At 63.5% G+C, this 11,639-nt stretch carries 11 protein-coding genes, 1 pseudogene and 2 riboswitches; of the genes and pseudogenes, 8 read left to right on the forward strand and 4 right to left on the reverse strand.

All coding sequences use genetic code 11. The features are described from left to right. Positions 1-131: 131 nt before the first annotated feature. Complete coding sequence (gene nrdD / locus CCR94_RS04700; RefSeq protein ID WP_244593938.1) at positions 132-725, reverse strand: anaerobic ribonucleoside-triphosphate reductase; 594 nt, start codon at positions 723-725, stop codon at positions 132-134. A 39-nt stretch (positions 726-764) separates the two neighbouring features. Further along, positions 765-1,040 (reverse strand): annotated as a pseudogene (locus CCR94_RS25895) (ATP cone domain-containing protein); the annotation flags it as partial. Positions 1,041-1,252: 212 nt separating this feature from the next. Then, positions 1,253-1,452, reverse strand: a riboswitch (cobalamin riboswitch). 622 nt (positions 1,453-2,074) lie between these two features. Continuing rightward, positions 2,075-2,269, forward strand: a riboswitch (cobalamin riboswitch). A gap of 278 nt (positions 2,270-2,547) precedes the next feature. On the opposite strand from CCR94_RS25895, the gene bchE reads away from it, so the two are divergent. From bchE to cobS, 3 genes are all read left to right on the forward strand, one after another. Further along, a complete protein-coding gene (gene bchE, locus CCR94_RS04705; RefSeq protein ID WP_104506725.1) occupies positions 2,548-4,173 on the forward strand; it encodes a magnesium-protoporphyrin IX monomethyl ester anaerobic oxidative cyclase in 1,626 nt (541 codons plus the stop codon). Then, the gene (locus CCR94_RS04710) at positions 4,170-5,006 is read left to right on the forward strand and encodes a hypothetical protein (RefSeq protein ID WP_146089863.1); all 837 of its coding nucleotides are present in this window, start codon (positions 4,170-4,172) and stop codon (positions 5,004-5,006) included. The genes bchE and CCR94_RS04710 overlap by 4 nt, the downstream gene beginning before the upstream one ends. Positions 5,007-5,113: 107 nt before the next feature. Then, entirely contained in the window at positions 5,114-5,833 is a 720-nt protein-coding gene (gene cobS, locus CCR94_RS04715; protein WP_275112802.1) for an adenosylcobinamide-GDP ribazoletransferase, read from the forward strand. 5 nt (positions 5,834-5,838) lie between these two features. Here the strand turns inward: cobS and CCR94_RS04720 are convergent, their stop codons facing one another. Beyond that, positions 5,839-6,372: a tyrosine phosphatase family protein gene (locus tag CCR94_RS04720; protein WP_104506728.1), complete on the reverse strand. Its 534-nt coding sequence runs from the start codon at positions 6,370-6,372 to the stop codon at positions 5,839-5,841. Positions 6,373-6,471: 99 nt separating this feature from the next. On the opposite strand from CCR94_RS04720, the gene CCR94_RS04725 reads away from it, so the two are divergent. From CCR94_RS04725 to CCR94_RS04745, 5 genes are all read left to right on the forward strand, one after another. Beyond that, a complete protein-coding gene (locus CCR94_RS04725) occupies positions 6,472-8,049 on the forward strand; it encodes a cobyric acid synthase (RefSeq protein ID WP_104506729.1) in 1,578 nt (525 codons plus the stop codon). 14 nt (positions 8,050-8,063) lie between these two features. Then, positions 8,064-8,843, forward strand: coding sequence for a precorrin-6A synthase (deacetylating) (gene cobF, locus CCR94_RS04730; protein ID WP_104506730.1), 780 nt, complete (start codon positions 8,064-8,066; stop codon positions 8,841-8,843). Further along, entirely contained in the window at positions 8,840-10,255 is a 1,416-nt protein-coding gene (locus CCR94_RS04735; protein ID WP_104506731.1) for a cobyrinic acid a,c-diamide synthase CobB, read from the forward strand. The genes cobF and CCR94_RS04735 overlap by 4 nt, the downstream gene beginning before the upstream one ends. Next, entirely contained in the window at positions 10,255-10,773 is a 519-nt protein-coding gene (locus CCR94_RS04740) for a bifunctional adenosylcobinamide kinase/adenosylcobinamide-phosphate guanylyltransferase (protein ID WP_104506732.1), read from the forward strand. The genes CCR94_RS04735 and CCR94_RS04740 overlap by 1 nt, the downstream gene beginning before the upstream one ends. A gap of 61 nt (positions 10,774-10,834) precedes the next feature. After that, positions 10,835-11,161: a cysteine-rich small domain-containing protein gene (locus CCR94_RS04745; protein WP_104506733.1), complete on the forward strand. Its 327-nt coding sequence runs from the start codon at positions 10,835-10,837 to the stop codon at positions 11,159-11,161. 14 nt (positions 11,162-11,175) lie between these two features. Here the strand turns inward: CCR94_RS04745 and CCR94_RS26315 are convergent. Continuing rightward, a partial coding sequence (locus tag CCR94_RS26315) for a TonB-dependent receptor (protein ID WP_275112803.1) occupies positions 11,176-11,639 on the reverse strand: 464 nt, incomplete at its 5' end.

Raw genomic sequence — 11,639 nt, forward strand, 5'->3', positions numbered from 1 at the left:
ACCGCAGGCTGCTGGAGCCGATCGGCAACATCCCGCCAGCCGAGGCCGAGGCGCGTTACTACGCCTCGCTAAATCAGACCGCCATCGCGGCCTGATTTGAACAAAATGGCCTCCGGCAAACCCGGCGCGGTTCAGAACTCCATTTCCACGCCGCCGATAATCGGCGCCTGGTCGCGCAGGTCTTCAGGACAGGTCCAGTCAAACGTCAGGTTGGTGAAGGGGGTTTGGGTGCCCCAGCGCGAGGGGACATTGAGATTGTAGATCAACTCCTGAATCGACTGGCGGACCTGTTCATAGGGAAGATTGTCGTTGCGAATGAACGCCGCGAGATATGTGTCGAACGAACTGAACGCCTGCGCGCCAGCCCATTCGTTTTGCAGCGTGCCGAGGAAATTGACGATTTGGCCCACGGCGCTGGAAAGATGCTTCGGTGGCCCCGCCTCGACCTTGCCGGGGACGCCGTTCAGCCCCTCGGTGAGTAGCGTCCGCAGCGACCACCCCGCGCAATAGCCCGAGAGCATGTCGAGGTCGTGGATGTGGAGGTCGCCCTCGCGATGAGCGCGGCCGACTTCGGGCGGATAAACGTGCGACAGCCAGTAATTCACCGTCACCTTTCCGGAAAAGTTGAGGATGAGCCCGCCGAGCGAATAGCCCTGGTTTGCGTTGGCGTTGATGCGCCAGTCCGACTTTTCCAGATATTCGTTGATCGAACTGCCGACGTCCACGACCGTCTTGCGGTCGGCGCGCGCCTGACCGCGCTTTTCGCGGTAGACGATATAGGCCCGGGCCGTGGCGAAGTGATCGCCCGAGATCAGCGCCTGCTCGACGATGTCCTGGATTTCCTCGATCGTCGGGTTTCACGAGGCGAAGCGGTGTTTCAAGACTTTTTCGGCCTGCGCGGTCAATTCGGCCGCGCGCGCCGCATCAAATTCCCCGCTCGCCCTGCCTGCGCGTTCGATGGCCGAACGGATTTTACCGGAATCGAAGGGCGCGACAACGCCGTTGCGTTTGACGACGACGGAGGGGCGTGACGAGGTCATCGAAAATCCAGAATGCGACGGATGAAAGAACGGGGAAGCGGCGGCGCGGGCCGTTCAGGCCGCTGGCGCCAGCGGTTTCGGAATTTTTGCGAAAGTTTGAAAGTCTGCCTTCATTGCCATTTCCCCACCAAAAAACGAGCAACGGCGACGAAGGCGCGGAGCATCGCGCGTCGCGCGAGATTGCTCCGAGCCCTCGAGAGCACCCCGCCCGAGGACATCATCGTGATTCGGCAGGTCTCCTGGCTCACGGGTCGTCGCTCGCGCCCTGCCTTCCCGACGTCGAAAAACGTCAGTGGCGCATGCGGACACAAGCTCGCCGCTTACAGTTGCGGGGGCAGCGCCGGCGTCTCACCGGCTTCCCTCTTAGCCCCATATGCTGACGATATGAGGCACCGAAGCACGATATATAGTAGTCACAGGCCGTGATTCGAGTCAATCGCGAGATGACGATGACCTTCGCGAATGCGCCATGCACAAGCGAAGGCTTGCGCTTGGCGCTGGCCCCTCCCCGATGAAGTGGAGCTTGCCCGTCATGGCCGCCCTCCCCGTCCGGGAAGCAGCTCCAGCGAAAAATAGGGTTCGTCGTCGCCGTCCTTTTCTCTGAGCGGAATGACGTTCTGCTCGGGCGGGGCGCCGGGCTCAACATAGATCGCGCGCTCCAGCAGTCGGCGATTGCGCGCGCATTTCCGCGCCGGCCCGACTTGCAGAAATAGGCGACGACCGGGCAGATTTTAAGCAGCCGCGTCGCCTTGACCGCGAGACGTTCCGGGGCTCCCGGACCCAGACCAATGCCATAGAGACGACCGGTCCCTTTCACTGCTTGGCGCTCGCCAGGGTATTGATTGCTGCCAAGCATATCCGAACAATCGCCGCCTATCTGGTCGTCCCATACTCGTGAACGCTCATGATCATCCTCATCGAGTCCAAGCCCACGCCCGAAATCGAAAATCAGATCAACGCATGACATTACCGCAGGTGGACGAATTAGAATTGCTGGCTCGTGAAACGGAAACTTGCCAACGGCAAAAGATTGCGCCATCATTCCGACAGATGGTGCTTCGTCGTCAGTCCAACGCCGAAGATAATAGGGAACACGGTTAAATGCCGTGGCTGCCCCCGCAACTGTAAGCGGTTAGCCTGTTCGACAAAGCCACTGACCTTCGGGTCGGGAAGGCGGAAACAGGTGGTGATCCGTGAGCCAGGAAACCTGCCATCGCTCGATTTAACTCAGACTCGCCGGGGAAGGCGAGGCAGGAGGTTGGCGATGATAGAAGACTTGGTGGCTTTTTCAGCTCAGCCACGTTCGCGCGGGGCCATCGTGTAGCTGCACCCAGCTCGCGTCATTGTCGCTCACCAAACGCTGATCTTCGTACTGCCGCAAGAGTCCTGCAGCTGCATGTGCTTGCAAGACGCGCGTCGTGTGATCCGTTCTGGCGCGATTTCATTTGAAGCATCGGCTCAACGCCGCCCGATTGATACAGCGCCAGCTGTTCGGAAGGTTTTTCACATGCGCATTATTCTGATCCACCCCAATTATCATTCGGGCGGGGCCGAGATCGCCGGCAAGTGGTCGCCGGCCTGGGTCGCTTACCTCGCGGGTTATCTCAAGGCGGGTGGCTTTTCCAATATTCGTTTCATCGACGCGATGACGGACAATCTTACCGAAGATGAACTGCGCGCCGAACTGGCGGCCGATACTCCCGACATTGTCGGGACCACGGCAATAACGCCGTCGATCTACAAAGCCGAGCGCGTGCTCCAGATCGCGAAGGAAGCGCATCCTGATGTGGTCACGGTGCTGGGCGGCATACACGGCACTTTCATGTATCAGCAGATCCTCCACGAGGCGCCCTGGATCGACGCTGTGGCGCGCGGCGAGGGCGAGGCGGTTCTTCTCAACGTCATCCGCGCCGTCGATCACGGCGAATGGCCGGGAGCGCGCGGACAGGTCGCGGGAATAGCCTACAGTGAGGGTTCGAAGGTCATCGCCACCCAGGCGGAACCGCCGATCCGCGATGTCGATTCGATCGTGGCGGACTGGAGCATTCTCGATTGGGAGAAATACATTTACGTTCCACTTGGCGTGCGCGTCGCCACGCCCAACATGGCGCGCGGCTGTCCGTTCACTTGCAGCTTCTGTTCGCAATGGAAGTTCTGGCGCGATTATCGCGTTCGCAAACCAAAACTCGTGGTTGACGAAATCGAGACGCTGGTGCGCGAGCACAAGGTCGGGTTCTTCATCCTGGCCGACGAGGAGCCGACGATCAATCAGAAGGCTTTCATCGCTTTCTGCGAGGAGCTTGCGGCCCGCAACCTGCCGGTCCTGTGGGGCATCAACACCCGCGTGACCGACGTGCTGCGCGACGAGAGCCTGCTGCCGCTGTATCGCAAAGCCGGCCTCGTCCATATTTCGCTCGGCACCGAGGCGGTCGCGCAACTGAATCTCGATCTGTTCAACAAGGAGACGACTGTCTCCCAGAACAAGAAGGCGATCCAGCTGTTGCAGAAGCACGGCATCGTCGCCGAAGCGCAGTTCATCGTCGGCCTGGAGAACGAGACCAAGGAGACACTCGAACAAACCTACCAGATGGTCCGCGACTGGAAGCCCGACATGGCGAACTGGTCGATGTTTACCCCATGGCCATTCTCCGATCTCTATCGCGAACTCGGCGACAAGGTCGAAGTGTTCGACTTCGAGAAGTACAATTTCGTTACGCCGATCATGAAGCCCAACGCGATGGATCGGGGCGAGCTTCTCGACGGGGTGATGCACAATTATCGCCGCTTCTACATGAACAAGGCGCTGTTCGGCTACCCTTGGGTGCGCGATCCGCTGCGCCGCCGCTATTTGCTGGGATGCCTGAAGGCGTTCCTGAAGAGCGCGTTCGAACGCAAGTTCTATGACCTCGGCAAGGCGGGATACTGGGGTCCGCAGTCAAAGAAAAAGGTCAACTTTCATTTCGATGAATCGCGTCGGTTGACCCGTGGCCCGGAGGACGAAGCGACCGCCGAATGGAAGAGCGCGCCAAAGCGCAAACAGGAGGCTTCACCGACGGCGGCGGCGGCGGCGGCCATGCGCGCATGCGGCGGCGGAACGGAGCAGATGGAAGATCAGGCGCCTATTAGGCCATGAAAGCTGATCGGCAATGCGTGACCGCAGTCGACCGCGGCGCGAAAATCTCCGGTCAGCTCCTCAGGAGGCATGCCCGGCAACGAGCGCGAAGCGCGACTGTCGCCTGTGCGGTCGTCGTAAAGCATGCGTCTAATTCCTGCGGCGCCAAGCGCATGCCTTTCTCCTGGCGTATTCAGAATTATGCGTTGCGGGGCGTGGAGTTCATTCTGCGCTTGGCCCTGCTGAACGCAAGCGAACGAAAGGCGTGTTCGGTTTCGTCAGAAGCCGAAAGGCCCCGGCGCTCGGAGCCGGTTGAGCGGGCAAGCTCCTTCCTTGGCCATGGGCGCCTTGGCCTCCCCGACGCCGACGGCGCCGCTGACGACCCCTTCGTGGCGCGCCCCCTGCTCGCGTCGAAGGCGGCGTGCGAAGTTTTGGTCATCGGGCGCGGCGCGCTCTTTGATGAGCTCCTGAGCCGAGTGCGCGCGGAAGATGTGTCCGTACATGCTGTCGCCGACGACATCGAAGAGTGTCTGCAACTCATCGAAAATGATGTGACGCCGCACCGGGTGGCAGACCTTCCCAATCAGGCGTCACGTCTGAACGTCGTCATTTCGACGGGCCTGACCCATTTCATCGGCGCCGCCATCCTCGCACGGCTGCCTGAAAGCGCTGTCATTTTCGATCTCGCGGGACTGCCGGGCAGCGTCGATTATGAATTGGCGAAAAAGTTCGACGTGAAGGTGATATGGACCTCCCCGCCGCTCGGCGTCCGGCGCGATTGGATCGAGCCGGACGTCTGGACGGAAATTCGCGCAATCCTGACCAGCAAACGCGCGTCTCCGCTGTCCCGATGAATACTAGGCCAGACAATATTGAATCCAGCACTCCCGACGCGGACAGTTCGGAGCCCTCCGGGCGATCGATGAAAGGCTGCGCACCTTTTTTCCAGACCGTCCAATTCATGACCGTCTTGCCCGCGCCAATGTCACCGCGATTCGACCAAGATTGGATCCGTGCGGCCGGGAGATATTTTCCGCTCGTTGGCTCGCTCATCGGGGCGACCGGAGCCGGCGTCCTGTTGTGCGCTCACAAAATCTGGCCCGGCGCGATTGCCGCAATGCTGGCGGTCGCGACAACCGTCATCATGACGGGCGCTCTGCACGAGGATGGTTTGGCCGATACCGCCGACGGGCTGTTCGGTGGACGCAATCGGACGCAACGCCTCGCGATTTTCAAGGACAGTCGGCTCGGAACCTACGGCGCCGTAGCGCTCTGCCTGACATTCGGACTGCGGGTCGCCGCACTTGCCTCGGCGCCGCCAATGGTAGGCGCGGCGGCTTTGATAGCCGCTCATGGATTAGCGCGCGCCAGCCTGCTCGTTGTGATGGCGTTTCTGCCCTATGGCGGAGACATCGCCACGGCGCGCACGGTTTATCCCGAACGGAAGTTCAGCGCCGCCACCATGGTTCTCGCCGGAGTGATGGCTGTATTGGCCTTTGCCTGGCTCGCGGCTATTGCGCCTGCCGCCGCCGCTCTCGGCCTCACCCTGGCCGGTTCGCTCGCCATTGCTCCTCCCCTTGCGGCATGGCGGCTGATTGGAGGCTATACCGGCGATATTCTTGGAGCGACGGAGCAGATGGTCGAGGTCGGAGTCCTGCTCGGAGCCGCCGGGCTGCTATGACGAATTCAAATCGCTATGCCACCACCAGCGCGCCAATCGAGCGGCAGGGCAAAAGGCGGCGCATCGCCCTCAAATGCGCAGCCCCTTCCGATCTCGTCGATCGCATTGACCATGCGGCCGCCGCGCGCGAGCAAGTCGTCGGCCAGGGACACGAGCAGGCGATTTGGCGTCGCCGTCGGAGAGCGGCGTCGCAAAGCATCCGCTATGGCTTTTTCTTCGCCAGGCGCTCGCGTGCAGGCGATGATGTAGGCGGCAGCCGGCGATCGGCTGACGCCCATCCAGCAGTGAACGAGTACGTAGTCGTCGATGCGGCAGGACCGGCCGAATTCGACGATCGCGCGAACGTTTGCATCATCCGGAAGGACGCATCCGGTCTCCGGCGCCGTGATGTCGTTGAACGCCAGGATCAGATGGTCGCGCGGCAATGGATCGACATCGAAGATAACGGTTTGCCATGGCGCGAGCAGCGACAGCGAGCGGGTGAAGTTCCGCTCGGCTGTCAAAATTTCAATGTGTCGGAGTGCGCTGACGATGATCACGCGCCGTTCCTAAATCCCGCTTCCCAATGAAGTCAACAACGTTCCCCGCCATGCAGCGCGCGTTCGACGCCTGCGGGCGCCTTCAACAATGAGGACAAAATGACGCCTCCCCACGTCGCCGAATTGATCTCCAGAATTGCGTTCGCGCCACATCCGCAGGGTACCCCTCGTAGCGCCAAAAGCCTGATGATTCAGGGCACGAGTTCCGATGTCGGCAAGAGCATGGTGGTGGCCGGGCTGTGCCGCGCCTTTGCGCGTCGCGGTCTGGTCGTTCGCCCCTTCAAGGCGCAGAACATGAGCAACAATGCGGCGGTGGCCGTCCATTCCGACCTGCCCGCTGGTCCCGATGGTCAGCCGCCGCGCGGCGAGATCGGACGCGCCCAGGCGCTTCAGGCGCGCGCCTGCTTCGCGAAACCCTCGATCCACATGAATCCTGTGCTGCTGAAGCCACAAAGCGAAATCGGCGCGCAGGTGGTGCTCAGAGGTCGCGTGCTCGGCAATTGCCCGGCGAAGATTTATCACCACATGCGCCGCGAGCTGATGCCGGCGGTGGTGGACAGTTTCGAGCGCCTCGCCCGCGAAGCCGATCTGGTGATCGTCGAGGGCGCGGGCAGCGGCGCCGAGGCCTATCTGCGATCGTCCGACATCACCAACATGCGCTTCGCCGAGGAAGCCGACCTGCCCGTGATTTTCCTCTCCGACATCGATCGCGGCGGAACCATGGGGGCGCTCGTCGGCAGCTGGGCGCTGCTCGACGAGGCCGACCGCGCCCGCGTCGTCGGCTATATCATCAACAAGTTTCGCGGCGACTTCTCGATTTTCGAGCCGGGGTGTCGAACCATCACTCAACACACCAACTGGCCGTTCCTGGGGGTGTTGCGCTGGTTCACCGCCGCCGAACGCCTGCCCGCCGAAGACTCGCTGGCGCTGGAGCGCGCCGCCGCCGGAAGCCAGGGCAAGGTTAAGGTCGCGGTGCTGCGTTTGCAGCGCGTCGCCAATTTCGACGATCTCGATCCCTTGGCCGCCGAGCCGGACGTCAACCTGAAATGGATCCAGCCGGGATCGGCCATTCCCGGCGATGTCGATGTGGTGGTGATTCCCGGCTCCAAGTCGACGCGCGTCGAACTGGATCTGATCCGGCGCGAGGGCTGGGACATCGACATTCGCGCTCATGTGCGCCGGGGCGGCCGCGTCATCGGCCTTTGCGCCGGCTATCAGATTCTCGGCCGCGTGGTCCGCGATCCCCAAGGCGTTGACGGGCCTCCCGGCGAAACCGAGGGGCTTGGCCTGCTCGATCTGGAAACCGACATGTCCGGCGAAAAGCGCCTCGTCGACATCGATGCGTTCGACCGCGTCTCGGGCGTCCGCGTGACCGGCTATGAGATGCACATGGGGCGCACGACCGGCGAGGCCCTGACCCGGCCCTGGCTCGAACTGGATCACGGCGACGGCCAGATCAGGCCGGAGGGCGCGGTTTCGCGCGATGGCCGCGTCGCCGGCGCCTATGTGCATGGCATTTTTGCCGGGGATGCGTTTCGCTCCGCCTGGCTGTGTCAGACCGGGGCGCAGGTGTCGCATCTCGCCTTCGAGGCGCGTGTGGAGGAGACGCTGGACGCGCTCGCCGACCATTGCGAAGCCAATCTTGACCTCGACGCCCTGCTCGCGCTGGCGCGATAGGCTGGAGTAAAAAAATGCGAAAAATCTGTCTGATCGGCATGGGTCCGGGCGGGCTGAAATATTTGACGGCGCAGGCGATCGCGGCATTGCGGAAGGTCGACGTGTTCTTCCTGCTGGAGAAGCAGGGACGCGGCAAGGAAGCGCTCGGCGACACGCGCCACCGCGTTCTCGATCTCTATCGCGGTCCCGGGGCCTATCGCGTTGTCACGGCGGAAAGCCCGCCGCGCGCGCGCGCGCAGGACGACTATCTCGACGTGGTCGCCGACTGGCACGCGCGAAAGGCCGAGATATTTGCCGCCCTGTTCGATGAGCATCTCGCCGAGGGGCAAACCGGCGGCGTGCTGGTCTGGGGCGATCCGGCGCTCTATGACAGCAGCATCGCCATACTGCGCAGGGTCCAGGCGCAATATCCCGGAAGATTCGAGGTCGAGGTGACGCCGGCCGTGAGCAGCCTGAATCTGCTCGCTGCACGCCATGCCATCCCGCTGCATGAGATTGGCGGCGATCTGCTGGTGACCACAGCGCGTCGGTTGCTGGCGGGCGCAGCCAAGGACCATGAGTCCGTTGCCGTCATGCTGGATTCCAACGCCGCCTTCGCCCAGATCGCCCCGGAAGATTTCGACATTTATTGGGGCGCCTATCTTGGGACAGAGCATGAGGTTTTGGCGTCCGGCCCGCTCGGTGAAATCGGCCCGGCGCTGGCCGAGACGGTGCGGCGCGAGAAACAGCGCCTCGGCTGGATCCTCGACATCTATCTGCTCCGACGCCGCCACGTGACGGAGCCGGCGTCGTGACGGCCAGGATCGTCGTTGCCGGCGCCGGATCGGGGTCGGGCAAGACATTGCTGACCGCAGGGCTGATCGGCGCCCTGCGCCGGCGCGGTCTTATCGTGCAGCCGTTCAAATGCGGCCCAGACTACATCGATCCCGGCTGGCTGAGCGCGGCGGCTGGGCGCCCGTGTCGCAATCTCGACGCCTGGATGCTCGGCGAAACCGGCATGCGCGAAAGTTTCGCCCGCGCTTGCGCGGACGCGGATGTCGCGGTGATCGAGGGCGTGATGGGGCTGTTCGACGGCGCCCGGTTCGACAGCGACGAGGGATCGACAGCGGCGATCGCAGCGGCGCTCGACGCGCCGGTGCTGCTGGTCCTCGACATTTCCGGCTCGGCGCGCAGCGCGGCAGCCGCCGCCCTCGGCTTCGCGCGCTTCGATCCGAAGCGGCCGGTCACAGCGTTGGCGCTCAATTTCGCCGGATCGGAAGGCCACGCGCGGGGGTGCGCGGCGGCGATTTCCGAAATCGTCGATCTTCCGACGCTGGGCTGGCTGCCGCGCAACGCCGCCCTCACCATCCCCGAGCGGCATCTCGGCCTCGATCTGGCGGCTCAGAACGGGGCGCGGGAGACCACGCTCGCGGCCGTGGCCGACGCCGTAGCCGAGCGGTTCGATCTCGACGCTCTGCTTGGAGTCGCGCGCGCGGCGTCGGCCCTTCCTTTCTTGGCTGGTTCGTTCGAAACCCGCAGCCCGACCAGCGAGGACCCCATACTCGCGCTGGCTTCGGACGCCGCGTTTTCATTCTATTATCAGGACGACATCGACATCCTATCGGCTGCGGGCGCCCGCGTCGTCCGCTTCAGCCCGGTGGCGGGCGAGACGCTTCCGGAGGGCGCGGCGGCGGTCTTTCTGGGCGGCGGCTATCCCGAACTGTTCGCCCGTGAAATCGCCTCCAATAAAACGCTGTGGCGAGACCTGCGCACATTGCATACCGAGGGCGCGCCCATCGCGGCGGAGTGCGGCGGCTTCATGACGCTGACCGAAGCGCTGATTGACGCCGAGGGCGTTCGGCATCGCATGGCGGGCCTGATTCCTGGAACGGTTCGAATGACGGATCGCCTGGCCGCGCTGGGCTATCGCCGGGCGACGGCTCTGGTCGACACGCCGCTGGCGCGCGCTGGCGAAACGCTGCGCGGCCACGAATTCCATTACAGCTTATGGGACTGCGGCGGCGAACCGCCGTCGCCGGCCTGGCGGCTTCAGGGCAGCCGGGACAGCGACCCGACCGCACGAGCCGGTCATGCCGGACGCGGGCTGCTCGCCAGCTATATGCACATTCCCCTGGCGCAACGGCCCGAACTCGCCGTTCGCTTCGTCGGTCAAATGCGGGCGTTCGCGCGGCGCGGCGCGCGCCCCGCGCAACGGATGGTGTCTTGATGGGCGAACTGATTTATCTCACCGGCCCCGTGCGCAGCGGAAAGAGCGCGCGCGCGGTCGAAATCGCCAGGGGATGGGGAGACGACGTGGTGTTCGTCGCGCCATGGTGGGCTGACCCCGCTGATCTCGAAATGGCGGAGCGCGTGCGGAAACATCGGGCGGAGCGGCCTGAGTCCTGGCGCACATTGGAAGCGCCGGACCGGATCGACGTCGCGCTGAGCACAATCGATCCACCGCCTGCCGGCGTCATCGTCGACAGCATCGTCGTCTGGACGGCGGCGCGCTTCGTGCGGCCTGACGACGACATTCTCCAAGAATGGCGCGCCCTGCTCGATGCTTTGTGCGCCGCGCCCTATCCCACCGTCGTCGTTGGCGACGAAATCGGCTGGAGCCCCGTGCCGATGGAGGCCGACTTGCGCCGGTTTCGCGATCTCGTCGGCCTTCTGGCCCAAGCCACGGCGGCGCATTCGACGGAATCATGGCTGATTGTTTCGGGCTGTCCGTTGCGTCTCAAATAGGCGCGAGCACGTTGAAACAGATGGACCGAGTTGAGGCGTCTTGCGCCAGGGAGAAAGCGAAATGGAGCCGAAAGACGCCACCAAGAACACCGGCTATATGGGGTTCACCAATTCCGCTTGTCCCTTCATGCCCTGCCACCCGGGCGTGGAGCGCGAGTTCAACTGTCTGTTCTGCTATTGCCCGCTCAGCGCCAATGAATGTCCGGGGCCGTATGGGGTGATCATCGACCGCAATGGCCTGAAGCGCAAGGATTGTTCGGCCTGCATACTGCCGCACAACGGCTACAAGCGCGCGTGGAATTTCATCCAGCGCTGGCTGGAGCGGCCCACGTTCTGGGATGGTCACGAGCAAGATCCCAGTCGCATCAAGGACCCGGCTGCGGACTGACCGCGCCGGCCGGCTCAGCGCGAAATGCGCGCCATGGCGTCGGACAGGCGATCCAGCGCGGCGGGCAGCATGGGGCCGCCGCAAATCGTCAATTGCTCTGGAATGACAATGCGGCGCGCGGCGGGATAGTCGCGTTCGAGGGCGGGATGCAGCAGCATCGCCTGGCCCTGGTCCTCTGCGCGCGGCGACGAGCCATGCGGCGCGGCTTCGCCCTTGCGGGTGATGATATTGATGACGCCGCCCATGGCGTCCGAACCGTAAAGCGCCGATTGCGGCCCGCGTAAAACCTCGATGCGCTCGATATTGCCGGCGGAAAAGGCGCCGAGATCGACCGAACCGTCGGTGATGCTGGGATCGTTGATGCGAACGCCGTCGAGCAGAACCAGGGTCTGGCCGGGCGTCGAGCCGCGCAGGAACACGGGCGTCACGGTTCCCACGCCGCCATTGCTGTAGATGTCGAGCCCCGGCGTTCCCCGCA

The sequence above is a fragment of the Rhodoblastus sphagnicola genome, assembly GCF_002937075.1.
Lineage (GTDB): Bacteria > Pseudomonadota > Alphaproteobacteria > Rhizobiales > Beijerinckiaceae > Rhodoblastus > Rhodoblastus sphagnicola.